General features: G+C 70.1%; 14 protein-coding genes and 1 pseudogene. 12 read left to right on the top strand and 3 right to left on the bottom strand.

The features are described 5' to 3' along the window. Nucleotides 1-2: 2 nt before the first annotated feature. The 12 genes and pseudogenes from ACSMXV_RS11585 to ACSMXV_RS11530 all read left to right on the top strand — a co-directional run bounded on the left by ACSMXV_RS11585 (nt 3) and on the right by ACSMXV_RS11530 (nt 14,558). The gene (locus tag ACSMXV_RS11585) at nt 3-1,319 is read left to right on the top strand and encodes a pectate lyase family protein (protein ID WP_473177566.1); all 1,317 of its coding nucleotides are present in this window, start codon (nt 3-5) and stop codon (nt 1,317-1,319) included. Next, nucleotides 1,316-2,512, top strand: coding sequence for a Gfo/Idh/MocA family protein (locus ACSMXV_RS11580; RefSeq protein ID WP_473177565.1), 1,197 nt, complete (start codon nt 1,316-1,318; stop codon nt 2,510-2,512). Before ACSMXV_RS11585 ends, ACSMXV_RS11580 begins: the two co-directional genes overlap by 4 nt. Next, complete coding sequence (locus ACSMXV_RS11575) at nt 2,509-3,363, top strand: DUF6807 domain-containing protein (protein WP_473177564.1); 855 nt, start codon at nt 2,509-2,511, stop codon at nt 3,361-3,363. The genes ACSMXV_RS11580 and ACSMXV_RS11575 overlap by 4 nt, the downstream gene beginning before the upstream one ends. Beyond that, on the top strand, nt 3,360-4,922 hold the full coding sequence (locus tag ACSMXV_RS11570; protein WP_473177563.1) for a glycoside hydrolase family 43 protein: 1,563 nt from the start codon (nt 3,360-3,362) through the stop codon (nt 4,920-4,922). Before ACSMXV_RS11575 ends, ACSMXV_RS11570 begins: the two co-directional genes overlap by 4 nt. A 51-nt stretch (nt 4,923-4,973) precedes the next feature. Then, nucleotides 4,974-6,050: pseudogene (locus ACSMXV_RS11565) on the top strand (pectate lyase family protein); the annotation flags it as partial. A 110-nt stretch (nt 6,051-6,160) separates the two neighbouring features. Next, nucleotides 6,161-7,507, top strand: coding sequence for an ABC transporter substrate-binding protein (locus ACSMXV_RS11560; protein ID WP_473177562.1), 1,347 nt, complete (start codon nt 6,161-6,163; stop codon nt 7,505-7,507). Nucleotides 7,508-7,627: 120 nt separating this feature from the next. Further along, nucleotides 7,628-8,467 (top strand): rhamnogalacturonan acetylesterase, encoded by an 840-nt coding sequence (locus ACSMXV_RS11555; protein ID WP_473177561.1) that lies wholly within the window; start codon nt 7,628-7,630, stop codon nt 8,465-8,467. Nucleotides 8,468-8,600: 133 nt separating this feature from the next. Beyond that, nucleotides 8,601-9,908, top strand: a complete 1,308-nt coding sequence (locus tag ACSMXV_RS11550) for a pectate lyase family protein (protein WP_473177560.1) — start codon at nt 8,601-8,603, stop codon at nt 9,906-9,908. Nucleotides 9,909-9,910: 2 nt separating this feature from the next. Next, the gene (locus ACSMXV_RS11545; RefSeq protein ID WP_473177559.1) at nt 9,911-11,035 is read left to right on the top strand and encodes a pectinesterase family protein; all 1,125 of its coding nucleotides are present in this window, start codon (nt 9,911-9,913) and stop codon (nt 11,033-11,035) included. Nucleotide 11,036: 1 nt separating this feature from the next. Further along, the gene (locus tag ACSMXV_RS11540) at nt 11,037-12,080 is read left to right on the top strand and encodes a pectinesterase family protein (protein ID WP_473177558.1); all 1,044 of its coding nucleotides are present in this window, start codon (nt 11,037-11,039) and stop codon (nt 12,078-12,080) included. A gap of 76 nt (nt 12,081-12,156) precedes the next feature. Then, a complete protein-coding gene (locus tag ACSMXV_RS11535) occupies nt 12,157-13,269 on the top strand; it encodes a right-handed parallel beta-helix repeat-containing protein (RefSeq protein ID WP_473177557.1) in 1,113 nt (370 codons plus the stop codon). Between the two features lie 137 nt (nt 13,270-13,406). Then, nucleotides 13,407-14,558 (top strand): right-handed parallel beta-helix repeat-containing protein, encoded by a 1,152-nt coding sequence (locus ACSMXV_RS11530; RefSeq protein WP_473177556.1) that lies wholly within the window; start codon nt 13,407-13,409, stop codon nt 14,556-14,558. Nucleotides 14,559-14,687: 129 nt separating this feature from the next. Here the strand turns inward: ACSMXV_RS11530 and ACSMXV_RS11525 are convergent, their stop codons facing one another. The 3 genes from ACSMXV_RS11525 to ACSMXV_RS11515 form a co-directional block, all read right to left on the bottom strand. Next, nucleotides 14,688-15,518: a pectate lyase gene (locus ACSMXV_RS11525; RefSeq protein WP_473177555.1), complete on the bottom strand. Its 831-nt coding sequence runs from the start codon at nt 15,516-15,518 to the stop codon at nt 14,688-14,690. Between the two features lie 116 nt (nt 15,519-15,634). Next, complete coding sequence (locus ACSMXV_RS11520; RefSeq protein ID WP_473177554.1) at nt 15,635-16,465, bottom strand: hypothetical protein; 831 nt, start codon at nt 16,463-16,465, stop codon at nt 15,635-15,637. Continuing rightward, nucleotides 16,465-17,034 (bottom strand): SigE family RNA polymerase sigma factor, encoded by a 570-nt coding sequence (locus ACSMXV_RS11515; RefSeq protein WP_473177553.1) that lies wholly within the window; start codon nt 17,032-17,034, stop codon nt 16,465-16,467. Before ACSMXV_RS11515 ends, ACSMXV_RS11520 begins: the two co-directional genes overlap by 1 nt. Nucleotides 17,035-17,219 lie beyond the last annotated feature (185 nt).

The raw sequence follows: 17,219 nt of genomic DNA, 5'->3' as shown, positions 1-17,219 counted from the left end.
TCATGCCGGTTTCACCGAGAGGCCGCCGCGCCCTCCAAGTCGCCCTCGGTATCGCCCTGCTGGCGGCGATCGGCGCTCCCGCATCGGCGGACGACGCCCGCGACCTCAGCCGCGAGACCCTGGCCGCCGACGACGGCTGGGCCGCCGCCGACGGAGGCACCACCGGGGGTGCCGCGGCCGACGACGCCCACGTCTTCACCGTACGAACCCGGGCCGAGCTCGTCCGCGCGCTTGACGGCGGCAGTGCGACACCGAAGATCATCCGGATCGCGGGAACCATCGACGCGAACACGGACGACGACGGCCGCCAGCTGGACTGCGCCGACTACGCCACCGACGGCTACAGCCTGAAGAAGTATCTGGCCGCCTACGACCCGCGCACCTGGGGGTCCGCCAAGCCGGCCGGGCCACAGGAGGAGGCGCGCCAGGCATCGGCCGCCCGGCAGGCGGAACGCGTCGAGATCGCGGTCGGCTCCCACACCACCATCGTCGGGCTCGGCGACAGTGCCGTCCTCGAAGGCGCCAGCCTCCAGATCAAGGACGCCGGCAACGTCATCATCCGCAATGTGGAGCTGCGTGACGCCTACGACTGCTTCCCCGTGTGGCAGCCCAACACCGGCGGCCTCGGCGACTGGAAGACGGCGTACGACAACCTCTGGCTGCGAGGCGCATCGCACGTCTGGATCGACCACATCACCGCCTCCGACGGCGAGCACCCGGACGCCGAGGAACCCACCTACTTCGGCCGCAACTTCCTGCGCCACGACGGACTTGTGGACATCACCAACGGCTCCGACCTGGTCACCGTCTCCTGGAGCCGGTTCGCCGACCACGACAAGGCGATGCTCGTCGGCAACGGCGACTCGGCCACCGGCGACCGCGGCAAGCTGCGCATCACCCTGCACCACAACGAGTTCGAGTCGGTCGTGCAGCGCGCCCCGCGCGTCCGCTTCGGCCAGGTCCACGTCTACAACAACCGCTACGTCGTCCCCGAGGACGCCCACGACTACCGCTACTCCTGGGGCGTCGGCACCGAGTCGGCTATCTACGCCGAGAACAACGCGTTCACCACGCCCGGCCATGTCGAGGCCGCGGACCTGCTGAAGAGCTGGAACGGCAGCGCCCTGCACCAGACCGGCACGCTCTTCAACGGCTTCCCGGTCGATCTGCTCACCGTCAACAACGCCTACAACTCCGGCAGTGAACGGGACCTCACCGCCGACGTCGGCTGGACCCCGGCGCTGGGCGCCCCCATCGACAGCGCGGCCGAGGCGGACCATGACGTCGCCCGCGGCGCCGGAGCCGGGAGGATCCGATGAGCACGGCACCCGCATCCGTACCCGCAGCCGTCCCCTCAGCCCAGGGGCCGCTCCCCGTCGTGCTCGCGGGCGCCCGCGGACATGGCCGCTGGCATCTGGAGAACATCCGCCGCCTCCAGGCGAAGGGCCTGGTCCGGCTCGCGGGTGTCTGCGAGTTGACGCCCCTCACCGCGGAGGACCTGGACGGCCACGGCCCCGTGGAGCAGTCCCCGGACCTCGCCGCCCTCCTCGCATCCACGGGCGCCGCCGCAGCCGTGATCTGCACCCCCATCCCCACCCACGCTGACCTGGCGCTGACCGCCGCTGAGCGAGGAGTGCACCTGCTCCTCGAGAAGCCACCCGCGCCCTCGTACGCGGAGTTCCAGCGGATGGCCGACGGTGTGGCGACGGCCGGTGTGGCCTGCCAGATCGGCTTCCAGTCGCTCGGCTCGCACGCGATCGCCGCCATCAGCGAACTCGTCGCCGAGGGCGCGATCGGCGAGCCGATGGGCATCGGCGCGGGCGGTGCCTGGGCCCGCGACGAGGCGTACTTCCGGCGCGCCCCCTGGGCCGGACGCCGCCGCCTCGACGGCGTGGACGTGATCGACGGAGCGCTCACCAACCCGCTCGCGCACGCCGTGGCCACCGCCCTCGCGCTCGACGGCGCCACGCGCGCCGACGACGTGGCGTCCGTGGAGACGGAGCTCTTCCGCGCCAACGACATCGAGTCCGACGACACCTCGTGCGTGCGGATCACCACCACACGCGGCAGCACCGTCGCCGTTGCCGCGACCCTGTGTGCGGAGCGGCCCGACGAGCCGTACGTCCTTGTGCACGGCAGCAGCGGCCGCATCACCTTCTGGTACAAGCAGGACCGCGTGCTCCTCCAGCGGGCGGGACACGGCCCCAGCGAGGTCCTGTACGACAGGACGGATCTGCTGGAGAACCTTGTCGATCACCTCGCCGGACGCGCCGACCTGCTGGTCACGCCGGAGTCGACGGGTGCCTTCATGCGGGTCGTCGAGGCGATTCGGCTGGCTCCCGACCCGATGCCGCTGCCATCCGGGGCGTGGCGCACGGAGCCGGGTGAGAGCGCGCCCCGCCGGATCGTGCCCGGTGTCGACGGACTGGTCGCGGCCGCCGCCGACACCCTCGCCCTCTACTCCGAGCTGGGCGCCTCCTGGGCGCTGTCCGAGGAGGTGACCGCATCATGAACACATCCGTGGCGACCACGTCGATGGTGCTGATGTGCGCCGGCCGGCCCGTCGGCCGCTACATCGTCCGGCCCGAACTGGGCCCGCGGCTCTCGCCCCGCCCGTATCTGCATCCCGTCACCACGCTGGGCGGCACGGCCGTCACGGAGCTCAGCCCGGCGGACCACAGGCACCACCTCGGCGTCGGTGTCGCCGTTCCCGACGTCGAGGGGTACAACTTCTGGGGCGGCCGCACCTTCGTGCGCAACCAGGGCCCCACCGAGCTGGACAACCACGGCGCCCAGCGCCACCAGGCGTTCCAGCTGCGCGACCCCGACGGGTTCGTGGAAGAACTCCGCTGGGTCGCGGGCGGATGCGAACTGCTGCGCGAGCGGCGCACTGTGGCCGCCACCGCACTGAACGAATCGGCCTGGGCGCTCGACTTCACCTTCTCCCTCACCAACACGACCGAACAGACGCTGTCGATCGGCAGCCCCGCAACGAACGGACGTCCAGGAGCGGCGTACGGAGGATTCTTCTGGCGGGCCCGCAAGGAGGCCGCCGCACCACAGGTGTTCACCGCGCACGCCGACGGCGAGTACGCGGTGCACGGCAGCCGCGCCCCCTGGCTGGCGCTGGCCGGCCGGGACTGGACGCTGGTGTTCGCCGGGGCCACCGAGGAGACCCGCCGCGACCCGTGGTTCGTGCGCACCGCCGAGTACCCCGGCGTCGGCTCGTCGCTCGCGCACGACGCGCGGCTGCCCGTCGAGCCGGGCGGCACCGTCGTACGCCGCGTCGTCACCGTGGTGGCCGACGGCCGCCTCGACCGGGACCAGGCCGCGGCCCTTGTCCGCAAGGCGGTGGGCGCATGAATTCGCCGGGCACGAGCTCCCTGAGTACGAGCCGGGCACCCTGGACGGCCGACCTCGGCGACGGCACATACCGCAACCCGGTCCTGAACGCCGACTGGTCCGACCCCGACGTGGTGCGCGTCGGCGACGACTTCTATCTCACCGCGTCCAGTTTCGGCCGCGCCCCCGGACTGCCGCTGCTGCACTCCCGCGACCTCGTCAACTGGACGCTGATCGGGCACGCGCTGGACCGGCTCGAACCCGCCGAGGCGTTCGCCGTTCCCCGCCATGACTGCGGGGTGTGGGCGCCGTCGATCCGCCACCACGACGGCCGGTTCTGGATCTTCTGGGGCGACCCCGACCATGGCATCTACCAGGTCAACGCCCCGGTGATACGCGGACCCTGGACACGCCCGCACCTCGTGAAGTCCGGCAAGGGCCTCATCGACGCCTGTCCGCTGTGGGACGACGAGACCGGTGAGGCGTACCTCGTGCACGGCTGGGCCAAGTCCCGTTCGGGGATCAAGAACCGGCTCACCGGGCACCGGATGCGCACCGACGGCACCGGGCTGCTCGACGAGGGCAAGGTGATCGTCGACGGCGACCGCATCCCCGGCTGGTTCACGCTCGAAGGTCCCAAGCTCTACCGGCACGACGGCTGGTTCTGGATCCTCGCCCCGGCCGGGGGAGTGGAGACCGGCTGGCAGGGGGCGCTGCGCGCACGGGACTTCTTCGGCCCGTACGAGGAGCGCGTCGTCCTCGCCCAGGGACGCACCGCGGTCAACGGCCCCCACCAGGGCGGCTGGGTGCGCACGGCGCGGGGCGAGGACTGGTTCCTGCACTTCCAGCAGCGGGGTGCGTACGGCAGGGTCGTCCACCTTCAGCCCATGCGCTGGGGAGCGGACGGCTGGCCGGTGCTCGGCGACGCGGGCGAGCCTGTCACCGCCCACCGCAAGCCCGACCTGCCCGGGCAGCCTGTGTCCGCACCTGCCACCGACGACGACTTCCCGGGCGGGCGGTACGGACCGCAGTGGCAGTGGACCGCCAACCCCCAAGGCGGCTGGACAAGGGCGCACCTGGGCGACGGACTGCGGCTGACCTGCGTACGCACGGAGGACGCGCATGACCTGCGGCGACTGCCCCATGTGCTGACGCAGCGGCTGCCGGCCACCGTCTTCACCGCCGAGGTGGAGCTGCGGCTCGACAGCGACGAACCGGGTGCGAAGGCCGGTCTTGCGGTGCTCGGCGACGCGTACAGCTGGATCGGTCTTGAGCGCGGCCTCGACGGTGCCGTGCACCTGGTGCACCGGTTCGCGGAGCAGACGTCCGACCGTGAGAGGGATGCCGCGCATCCGAGGCCGGCGCCGGGGGCCACGGCCCGGCTGCGGATCGAGGTCTCGGACGGCGCCCGCTGCCGCTTCCACGCCGACACCGGCGACGGACTCGAGGCGTCCGGGCAGGTGTTCGCCGCCACTCCATGGCGCTGGGTGGGCGCACTGCTCGGCCTGTTCGCCACCGCGCCGCCCGGCCAGGGACCCGCTGGGACGGTCCTGTTCACCCACTTCCGCACGACGAGCTGACCCCGTCCCCGGCACTGCTGGGGACTCCCGTTACGCCTGTTGGGAGCCGCAATGACGCACCTCCGTAGCAAGCGCTTGAGAGCGAGAGCCGTGGCAGCCGCCGGGGCCCTCGCGACCGCCCTGGGGCTGGGGGCTCTGAGTCCCGCACCGGCGGCCGTGGCCGCCGAGTCCGCAGAGGCGGCCGCTGCCCGGCCGGGGCCCGCCGACCGGCTGTCCGACACCCCGCACGGCTTCGCCTCCCTTGCCGGCGGCACCACCGGTGGGGCGGGTGGCAAGGTCGTCACCGTCACCGATCAGGCGTCGCTCGCCAAGTACGCGTCCGCAGAAGGCGCTTACATCATCCGGGTGAAGGGCTCGATCGCCGTCGAGCCGTTCGGTGCGGACATCGTCGTGGGGTCCGACAAGACCATCGTCGGCGTCGGCGACACGGGCGAGATCGTCCACGGCGAGCTGCATCTGAATCCCGGCACGCACAACGTGATCATCCGCAACCTCACCATCCGCGACTCGGCGATCGAGGGCGACTGGGACTGCAAGACCACCGACTTCGACGGCATCCAGATGGACTCGGTCCACCACGTGTGGATCGACCACAACCGGTTCTCGAGGATCTGCGACGGCCAGCTCGACGTCCGCAAGGACAGCGAGTACGTCACCGTCTCGTACAACCGCTTCGAGAACAACAACAAGACCTTCGGCATCGGCTGGACGCCGAACGTCAAGACCCAGGTCACCATCGACCACAACTGGTTCAGCGGCACCAAGCAGCGCAATCCGTCCGCCGACAACTGCGCCTACGCGCACCTCTACAACAACTACCTGACGGCCCAGGCGGACCCGGGTGACCCGGTGTGGACGTACGGCAACTGGTCGCGCGGCCGCACCAAGATGGTGATCGAGAACAGCTACTACGAGGACGTCCAGCACCCCTACCAGGCCGACGCCACCGCCGAGCTGGTGCAGCGCGGATCGATCCTCAAGAACACGACGGGCCGGCACGACGAGTGGGGCACGGCCTTCGACCCGCGCGACTTCTACGACTACCGGCTGGATCCCGCTGCCGCTGTCCCCGCGCTCGTGACGAAGTTCTCCGGCCCGCAGAAGACCATCGGCACGGACACCGACCTGACCGGTACGCACGGCTGAGCCCCGTACCGCCGGCGTCCCCGTCGCTCGCGGGGACCGTACACCCGTACCACCGCATCACACACCGTCAGATCCAGAAGAAGAGAGCCGACATGATCAGCATCCGCAGCAGCAGGGGTCGCCTTCGGGCGGCAGCCGCTCTCGCCCTGACCACCGCACTCGCGCTGACCGCCACCGCCTGCGGAGACGACGGCAGTGGTGCCGCGGGCGACAAGGGCAACGAGGGCTCCGGCAAGGGCGAGATCACCTTCTGGGACAACAACGGCGGTGTGCGCACCGACGTCTGGAAGGAGATCATCGCCGACTTCGAGAAGGCCAACCCGAACATCAAGGTCAACTACGTCGGCATCCCCGCCGAGAGCGTCCAGTCGAAGTACGACACCGCCATCCAGGGCGGCGGCCTGCCGGACGTCGGCGGTGTGGGCGCGGCCATGCTCGCCGGGATCGCGGCGCAGGGCGCGCTGGAGCCGCTCGACGAGCGCATCGACGGCAGCTCGCTCAAGGGCAAGCTGAACACGGGCATGGCGGAGAGCGTCCGTTCGGCGGGCGGTGGCGACGAGATGTTCACGGTGCCGACCTCCGCCAACAACGGCACGCTGTGGTACCGCACCGACCTCTTCGAGGCGGCGGGCCTGGACGCGCCCACCACCTGGTCGAAGTTCTACGAGGCCGCCGAGAAGCTCACCGACGCGAAGAAGAACAAGTTCGGCTACACCATCCGCGGCGGCGAGGGCTCCATCGCTCAGGCGATCGACGCGACGTACGGGCAGTCCGGCATCACCTCGTTCTGGAACGGCGACGAGACGACCATCAACGACCCGAAGAACGTCAAGGCGCTGGAGAAGTACGTCGCCCTCTACAAGAAGGCCACGCCGTCCGCCGACGTCAACAACGACTTCAAGAAGATGGTCGCCCAGTGGGACAGCGGCGAGATCGGCATGCTGAGCCACAACCTGGGCTCCTACCAGGACCATGTGAAGGCGCTCGGTGAGGGCAAGTTCCGCGGCATCCCGAACCCGACGCTCGACGACGGCACGCGCGTCCAGGTGTCGAACCCGGTGGACGGTCTCGGCCTGTTCAAGTCCAGCAAGAACAAGTCGGCGGCCTGGAAGTTCATCGAGTTCGCCGTCTCGCACGAGTCCAACAGCAAGTGGAACGAGTCGGCGGGCGCCATCCCGGCCAACACCGAGGCCGCGAAGGACGCCTGGGTGCAGAAGGCCGAGCCCACCAAGCTCGCGGCGGAGGCACTGAACGACGGCTCCATCAAGATCGTGCAGCTGCCGTACTACCTGCCTGACTGGAACACCATCAGCAAGGCCGACAACGAGCCGAACTTCCAGAAGGTGCTGCTCGGCAAGATGTCCGCGAAGGACTTCCTGGACACCCTCGCGGACCAGCTCAACACGGCGCAGGCCGAGTGGAAGGCGCAGCAGGGCTGAGTCCGCACCACTTCGAGGCGGCAGCCTTCCAAGCCGTCTGACGTACCGGGCCGGCGGCGGACCTCGGGTCCGAGCCCCCGCCGCCGGCCCCACCCCCGTGTGAAAGCGAGGCACAACGACGTGTCCCTCACCCGTAGACAGATCACCACGGCGGCCCTCGCCGCACTGCCCCTCGCCTTCGCGGCTGGGGGCACCTCCCAGGCCCTTGAGGCACTGGGGGAGGGCCCGGCATCCGCCGCCTCCTCCAGCCGAGGATCCCGCCGCATGCGCACCATCTACATCGCCGGTGACTCCACCGCCGCCCAGAAGTACGCCGCCGCCGCCCCCGAGACCGGCTGGGGCATGGCGCTCCCCTTCTTCCTGCACCGGGACATCGCGGTCGCCAACCACGCGATGAACGGCCGCAGTTCCAAGAGCTTCATCGACGAGGGACGGCTCGCGCCCATCCTCGAGGCGATCCGGCCCGGCGACCTCCTCGTCGTCCAGTTCGGCCACAACGACGAGAAGATCACGGACCCGACCCGGGGCACCGATCCCTGGACGACGTACCAGGACTATCTGCGCCAGTACCTGGAGGGCGCGCGGGCGCGCGGGGCGCGGCCCGTCCTCGCCACCTCCGTGGAGCGCAGGAAGTTCGACGCCGCCGGTAACGCCGTGCCCACCCACGGCGACTATCCGGCAGCGATGCGCGCCCTCGCCGAGGAGGAGGGCGTGGCGCTCCTCGACATCCAGGCCCTGTCCCTCGCGCTCTGGCAGAAGCTCGGCGTCGAGGAGACGAAACGGTACTTCAACTGGACCGCGGCCGAGCAGGACAACACCCACTTCAATCCCCCCGGGGCGATCGCCGTGGCCCGGCTCGTCGCAGAGCAACTGGTCGCGCGGCGCGTGCTGGCGACGCACGACGTGCGCCGCCTCGACGACGAGATCCCGGAGTCGTGGATCACCTGGCCAGAGGCGTAGGCGTTCCGCCGTAGGTCCGGTTTCACGCTGCGGCTCCGTGGCGGGCGCGCCCGCGCGGCGGAGCCTCACACTGTCACAGCCTTGCGCGCCCTGCGGCGCGCCACCTCACTCTGCCCGAAAGGAACCCGCACCCATGCGCAGACCGTCCTGGCATGCCCATGCCATCACAGCAGCCTCCTCGATCATTGGCTGCACCGCCCTCGTCCTCGCCGTCACCGGCACCAGCGCCCAGGCCCAGGGCCGCGACCTCGGCCGCGAGACCCTCGCCCCGAACGACGGCTGGGCCTCGGAGGGCGCGGGCACGACCGGTGGCGCGGCGGCCGACGCCGAGCACGTCTACACGGTCACCACCTGGGAGGAGTTCAAGGCCGCACTGAAGGACGGCGGAACGGCACCCAAGATCATCAAGGTCAAGGGCGTGATCGACGCCGTCGCCCAGGGCTGCTCGGCCTTCGAGGCCGAGGGGTACGACTTCGACCAGTACCTCGCCGACTACGACCCCGCCGTCTGGGGCTACGACACCCCGGTCAGCGGCCCGCAGGAGACCCTGCGCGCCGCCTCGGCCGCCCACCAGGACCAGGCGATCAAGGCGAACGTCCCTGCCAACACGACCATCGTCGGCGTCGGCAAGGACTCCGCGATCCTCGGCGGCAGCCTGCAGATCAAGGGCGTCGACAACGTCATCGTCCGCAACCTCACCATCGAGGCCCCCCTCGACTGCTTCCCGCAGTGGGACCCGACCGACGGCGCCACCGGAGCCTGGAACTCCGAGTACGACGCGGTCGTCGTCTACGGCTCCACCCACGTGTGGATCGACCACAACACGCTCACCGACGGCCGCTACCCCGACAGCACGCTGCCGTCGTACTACGGCGAGATCTACCAGCAGCACGACGGCCTGCTCGACGTCGTGCGCGGCGCCAACTACGTGACGGCCTCCTGGAACTCCTTCGAGAACCACGACAAGACCCTCTTGATCGGCAACAGCGACGGCGCCGCCTCGACCGACGCCGGCAAGCTCAAGGTCACGCTCCACCACAACCGCTTCAAGGGCATCGTGGAGCGCGCGCCACGCGTCCGCTTCGGCCAGGTCGACGCGTACAACAACCACTACGTGGTCACCGAGGACCAGCCGTACTCCTACGCGTTCGGCATCGGCGCCTCCTCCCAGCTGTACGCGTCGGACAACGCGTTCTCGCTGCCCGAGGACATCAGCGCGGCCAAGACGCTGAAGAAGTGGAGCGAGGCGCCGCTCACCGCCGAGAACAACTACGTCAACGGCGAGCTGACCGACCTCATCGCCGTCCACAACGCGGAGATCCCGGCGGAGACCCTCCAGTCGGGCGCCGGATGGACGCCCACGCTGCGCACGAAGGTCGACCCGCCGCAGGCCGTGCCGGGCATCGTCGGACACCGCGCGGGTGCCGGAAAGGCGTGCTGACGATGATCCGGAAACCACTGCCCAGCAGACGCTCCTTCCTGGTCGCGAGCGCGGGAGCCGCACTCGCGCTCGGCCTCCCGTCCGGCGCCCACGCCGCCGGGTACGCCGCTGAGGGCTCGCCCTTCGGCTGCTACGGCTCGCCGTCCGCCCGCCTCACCGAGCGGACCCTGTACGTGGACGCGGCGGGCGCCGGTGACTTCACCACCGTCCAGGCCGCCGTCACCAGCGTGAACGGCAGCGGCTACACGCTCGTGATCGCGCCGGGTACGTACCGCGAGACGGTGGCCGTGAGCGTGGCCCGGACCGACATGACGTGGATCGGCGCCTCCGAGGACGCGCGTGACGTCGTGGTCGTGTACGACAACGCGGCCGGCACCCCGAAGCCCGGCGGCGGCACGTACGGCACCACCGGCTCGGCCACCACCACCGTGCAGGCCGACGGCTTCACCGCCCGCTGGATCACCTTCTCCAACGACTGGCTGCGCGCCGACCACCCCGGGATGGCCGGAACCCAGGCCGTCGCCATCAAGGTGATGGGCGACCGGTCGGCGTTCCACCACTGCCGGTTCCTGGGGCACCAGGACACGCTGTACGCCGACTCGATCGCCCGCGACGTCTTCGCCCGCCAGTACTTCCGCAACTGCTACGTCGAGGGCGACGTCGACTTCGTGTTCGGCCGGGCCACGGCCGTCTTCGAACGCTGCCGGTTCCACACCCTCACTCGTACGGACCTGTCCGGCGCCCCGTACGGCTTCGTCTTCGCGCCGTCCACCCTCGGCGCCAACCCGCGCGGCTACCTGGTGACCAGGAGCCATGTCACCAGCGAGGCCCCGGACGCGTACTACAAGCTGGCCCGCCCCTGGGTGCCCAGCTCGGACACCACGGCCAGGCCCATGCTGACCGTCCGGGACACCCACCTCGGCGCCGGTATCGACGCGGTCGCGCCCTACACCAACATGTCGAGCGGCTTCCCGTGGCAGGACCAGCGGTTCCGCGAGTACCGCAACACGGGCCCCGGCGCCGAGATCACCGTGCCCGAGAACCGGCCTCAACTGACCGATGAGGAGGCCGAGTCGGCGACCCGCGAGGTGTATCTGGGCGACTGGACCCCCTGGAAGGCGGCCTGACGTGCGCCGCCGCACCCTGCTGACCGCGGCGGCCGCTTTGGCCGCCGCGGGTGTCCAGGTCACCGGACCGGCCCACGCGTCCGGCCGCCGCACCCTCCACGTCCGCCCCGGCGACTCCGTCCAGGCCGCCGTGGACGCCGTGTCCGGCCCCGGCTGGACGATCGCCGTCCACCCCGGGACGTACCGCGAGACCGTCACCGTCCCCGCCACCGCGGCCGGGCTCACCCTCGTCGGCGCCTCCGGGGACCCGCGCGACGCCGTCATCGTGTACGACAACGCCAACGGCACCCAGAAGCCCGACGGTTCCGGAACCTACGGAACGGCGGGCTCGGCCACCTTCACCTCGGCGGCTCCCGGCCTGACCGTACGCGGGCTGACGATCGCCAACGACTGGCTGCGGGCCGACCACCCGGAGATCACCGGGACACAGGCCGTCGCCGTGTACGTCACCGGCGACCGCTCGCTCTTCGAGCACGTACGCCTCCTGGCCCACCAGGACACGCTTTTCGCGGACACCACCGCGCTGGACGCCTTCGACCGGCACTACTACCGGCACTGCTCTATCGAGGGCGACGTCGACTTCGTCTTCGGGCGGGCCAGGGCGGTCTTCGAGCACTGCCACTTCCACACCCTGGACCGGGACGTCGCCTTCAAACCCGAGGGCATGGTGTTCGCGCCGTCGACGGCCCGTGCGAATCCGTACGGGTTCCTCGCCGCCCGCTGCCGCGTCACCTCCGGTGCCGAGGACGGCGCGTACAAGATCGCCCGCCCGTGGGTGCCCTCGTACGAGACGACCGCCTGGCCGTCGCTCGTCGTGCGGGACACCTGGCTCGGGCCGGGCATCGACGCCGTCGCCCCCTACACCAACATGCGCGAGGCCTACCCCTGGCAGACCATGCGCTTCCGCGAGTACCGCAACACGGGCCCGGGCGCGGAGATCACCGTGCCCGAGAACCGGCCCCAACTCACGGCCGACGAAGCCGGAGTGCACACCCGGGCGACGTACCTCGGTGACTGGACGCCGTACGCACAGCCGCACGCATAGAGGTCCCAACCGAGGCCCCATCCGAGGCCCCATCCGAGGTCCGAGGTTCCAAACCCCCCACGAAAGGACCCGCACCATGCAGCGTCGTACCGCAACCACCCTCGCCACCGCCCTGGCGCTCGGCGCCGGGCTCGCCGCGCTCCCCACGCAGGCCCACGCCGCCACCGTCGTGGTCGACACCAGCGCCGAGCTCTCCAGCGCCCTGGCGGGCGCCACGGCGGGCACCACCATCCAGGTGCGCGGCGGCACCTACTACCCCACGGCCACGCTCCAGTCCACCGCCAACGGCACCTCCTCCAGCCGCATCTACCTGCAGCCCTACGGCTCCGAGACCGTGAAGATCGACGGGTCGAACCTTCCCGACGGCGACTGGATCTTCAAGCTCACCGCCGACTACTGGACCGTCTCCAACATCACGTTCCAGAACTCGCCGGACAGCGCGGTCGTCTGCCAGTCGTGCGCCTCCACGTACTGGAGCAACATCAAAACGATCAACGGCGGCGACTCCGGGTTCACGCTCACCGGCGACAACACCACCAACAACACCGTCAAAAACCTGGACAGTTACGGCCACTACGACGCGGCCAACCACGGCGAGAACGCGGACGGTGTGGCCGTCAAGTTCGGCTCCGGCACCGGCAACCTCGTCACCGGCGCCCGTCTCTACAACAACTCGGACGACGGCATCGACCTGTGGTCGTTCTCCTCGCCGGTGACCATCGAGCACACCTGGGCCTTCGGCAACGGCAAGAACCGCTGGTCGGACGCGGCCTTCGCGGGCGACGGCAACGGCTACAAGCTCGGCGGCGACGGCGAGACGGTCGCGCACGTCGTCAACAACGCGGCGGCCTGGGACAACGCGGGCAACGGCTTCACCGAGAACAGCAACAAGGGCGCCATCGTCATCAACCGCACCACGGCCTACGCCAACGGCAAGTGGGGCTACTACTTCGCCACCAGCGCCGCCAGGCTCGGCAAGAACCTCGCCGTGAGCAACGGCTCCGGCCTGGTCAACAAGGGCTCCTCGGTCGTCTCCTCCGGCAACAACTGGGACTCCGGGATCTCCACCCCGTCCTTCATCTCGACGAACGCGTCGACCACGTACAACGCGCGCCAGTCGGACGGGTCGCTGCCGGCGACCACCTTCCTGACCACGGGAAGCAGCACCATCGGCGCGACGATGGACTAACCCGCTGTTTCGGCGCATTCCCGCGGCAACCCTTTCCGGCCGCGGCGGCGACAAGGGACCGGAAGCGGGCCGGGGGACCGACCACCCTCCAGCCCCCCGGCCCGCTTCCGTCCCACCCCCCAAGGAAAGGAACCGCAGTGAGCTTCCGCTCCGGACGCCACCGCCGGACTCGTACCCTCTCGATCGCCGCCGCCGTCGTGGTCACCGCATGTGCGGGCGGCGTCTACCTCGGCCTCGCGCCCGGCGACGCCGGCGCCGCGACGACCGTCGTCGTCTCCACCACCGCCCAGCTGCAGTCGGCGGTCGCGAACGCCACGGCCGGCACCACCATTCAGCTGCGCGCGGGCACGTACTACCCGACGAGCACCCTCAAGTCCACGGCCAACGGAACCTCGTCGGCTCGCATCACCCTCACGGCGTACGGCAGCGAGAAGGTGAAGATCGACGGCTCGAAGCTCCCCGACGGCTCCTGGCTGGCCGGGATCTACGGCGACTACTGGACCGTCTCCGGCCTCGCCTTCCAGAACTCGCCCGCCCAGGGCTTCGTCGCGACCTCCTCCGTCGGCGGAATCTTCAAGAATCTGGTGACCGCGAACAACGGCGACTCCGGCTTCACACTGCGCGGCGACGGCACGACGAACAACCTGGTGCAGAACCTGGACAGTTACGGCAACTACGACGCGGCGAACCACGGCCAGAACGCCGACGGCATCGCCATCAAGTTCGGCTCCGGAACCGGCAACAAGCTGACCGGAGCCAGGCTCTACAACAACTCCGACGACGGCCTCGACCTGTGGCAGTTCTCCAGCCCGGTCACCATCGAGCACACGTGGGCGTTCGGCAACGGCAAGAACCGCTGGAACGACAGTGCTTTCGAGGGCAACGGCAACGGCTTCAAACTGGGCGGCGGAGGCGCCAGCGCCGCGCACGTCGTCAACAACAACGCGGCCTGGAACAACACGCTCCACGGATTCACCGAGAACAGCAACCCCGGCGCGATCAACCTCAACCGCAACACCGCCTATGCGAACACCGCTTCCGGCTTCTACTTCGCCACCGGCTCGGCGCGGCTCGGCAAGAACCTCGCGGTGAGCAACAAGGGCGGCCTGTCCAAGTTCGGCCCGTCCACGGTCTGCGCGGGCAACAACTGGGACAGCGGCATCTCCACACCGTCGTTCAAGTCCACCGACGCGACGACCGCATACGGCTTCCGCAAGGCGGACGGCTCGCTGCCCGGCACCACTTTCCTCACGACCGGTTCGACCACCATCGGATCGACCATGAACTGACATCGGCCATGAACTGACGTCGGCCGTGCACCGGCCCGCGCATGTGGTGAGCCGCCGCCTCCACGGGGGGAAGAGGGAGGCGGCGGCTCGTGGGACGGGCTCGGGCGTCGGGGGGCGACGCGGGACCCGTCAGTCGTAGGTCAGATCGGAGGCCGTGTAGCGGCAGTACGTGCCGTCCGGGCCGCTGCCGATCTGAACCGGCTCATCACCTGTGTTGTTGCCCTTGAAGCGGATGCACGGCTTGATCTTCTTGCTGCTGTCGCCGTGGATCCGGACGTTGCGCAGCGCCGCCGTGTCGCCGTAGTTCGAGTTGATCCCGACGATCGAACCGCCCGGCGCGGTCACGTCCACGTCGTTGACGATGATGGACCGCTTGTACTGCGTCGAGCAGTTGCCGCACGAGCGCACCAGTTTGCCGAAGTCCGCCACCTGGAACTTGGTGACGACGAGCTTTCCGGCGCCGTTGAACTGGAACACCTTGTCCGAGGCCTTCTTCGCGCCGCCGCCGTACACCGTGTACACGGCCGACGACGAGGTGCCTCTGAAGGTGGCGGCGTCCTCGCCGACGTCCTCCCACCACACGTTCTGCAGCGTGCAGCTGCCCTGGCAGTGGATGCCGTCGGCGGCCGGCGTGCCGAGGATGACGTTCTTGAGCACGGCCCCGTCCTTGAGCTTGAAGATCGGGTCCTGGCCCTCGTCCTGCCCGTCGCCGCCGAGGGCGCCGCTGCCGTAGTACCGCTTCAGGCCGCCGTCGAGCGTGCCCGAGACCGTGATGGTGGAGGAGACCGCCTGGGTGCCCTTGGCCGTCGGCCACGCGGCGGCCGCGCCTGCCGAGGACAGCATCGAACTGGTCATGAGGGCGGCACCGGTCAGCGCGAACGCGCCGACCCCGGCGACGACGGCGCGCCTGCGGCTGGCGCGACGCCGATGGCGTAAGCGGCGTCCGGGGTTCGAGGTCATGATGCGTTCCTCCGGGGGTGCGGGAAACCGACGCTTGCGTCTTGTGGTTGCCGCTGCAGGAGGAAGGGGTTGCCCCGTCGGAGAAACTTTTTCTTCGCGCGCTGTGCTTTTCCGCGTCAGTCGTCGGAAACCGGCGCGAAGTCGCCCCGTACCTCGAACCGTTCGCCGTCCGCCTCGGCCGTCGCCGCGTACGAGTCGTCACCGGCGTCCCGTTGGCCGCGCTCGTGGTTGTACTGCCCCGCGAACACGTACTCGCCCGCCGGCACGGTTGCCCCGTCCTTGAGCGTCCAGCGGTAGACGAGGAAGCCGTCCTTCTCCTCCACCGTGTAGGTGAAGTCCTGTTCGGGCAGGGACCGCCAGCCGCCGGTCGAGGAGACGCCGGCGGTCTTGGCGACCCGCAGCTCGACGGTCAGCGAGGTAAGCACCTTGCTCGTCTTGACCGTCACATCGCTCTGCGCCCAGTACTCGCCGCTGCCCGGGTCGATCGACCCGTCCGACCACAGGGGCCCGTCCTCGGTGCGCGCCGGGGGCGGCGTCTGTGGGGCGCGCGACGGCTCGTGCTGCTGCCCCTGCGTGGGCGACGGCTTGGGGCTCGGCTTCGCGGTGCGTGAGGGGGACGGCTTGGGCGTCTCCTCCGGCGGCGATGCATGGCTCGTCGTCTCCGACGGGGACGGCTCCGGGGTCGGTGACACCGCCACCCTCTGTTCGGGGGTGTCGTCGCGTACGACGGAGGCGACCGCGTAGCCGCCGACGGCCATCACGCCCGCAACGGCCGCCGTGGCGCCGACGATCCGCGCCCAGGCCAGCACCGGACGCGGCGCAAGACGGTGGGTGCCGGACACGTCCGGGGCGGCCATACCGCGCTCGATACGCGCCAGCATCCGTGCCCGGTCGGGCTGATGAGCCTCGGCCGCCTCGCGCAGCCTGGTGCGCAGTTCGTCGTCCATCAGTCCCTCCCTCCCGCAGGCCGAGTCAGGCTCGGGGCAGTCGCCGCCGCGTGCATCCGCCGGGGCGCGTCCACCGCGCCCAGCGATCGTTCCAGTTCCGCCATGGCCTTCGACGTCTGGCTCTTCACCGTACCGACCGAGATGCCGAGGGCGAGAGCGGTGTCCTTCTCGGACAGGTCGAAGGCGTGTCGCAGCACGACGCAGGCCCTCTTGCGGAACGGCAGCCGCCGCAGGGCTGCTTGTACGTCGACGACCGCCGACACATCGGGGTTCTCGGTCCTTTCGTCGCGGTGCGACCAGAAGAGGGCGACTCGTCGCCGCTCCCGCACCGCGCTGCGTATGCGCGTGCGGGCGAGGTTCGCCACGACGCCCCGCGCATACGCCACCGGGTGGTCGGCCGCGCGCACCCGGTCCCAGCGATGCCACAGCGCCAATAACGCGTCGGCCGCCAGATCGTCGGCGGCATCGGACTCCCCGGTCAACAGACGGGCCAGCCGCGCCAGTTCGGCGTAGTGGTCCTCGAAGAAGGCATGGAACTCCGCGTCCGGGTCGTCGACACCAGTACCCACGGGTTCCTCCCCTTCCCCCTGCGCCGCGCGCGTACCTGCGCGTATACGTGTGCGGTGGTGTCCGTGATGTGTGCGGTCTGTGTTGCCCCCGTGCTCGCCGAGGCGAGAAGCGAGAGCGTACCAGTGAGTACACAAGGATTCGAACGACGTGCACAGCCTCGTACGATTCGCCGAACCCTTTCCGT

Source organism: Streptomyces sp. DSM 42067 (genome assembly GCF_055792885.1).
This window is presented reverse-complemented; position numbering and strand designations above follow the sequence as displayed.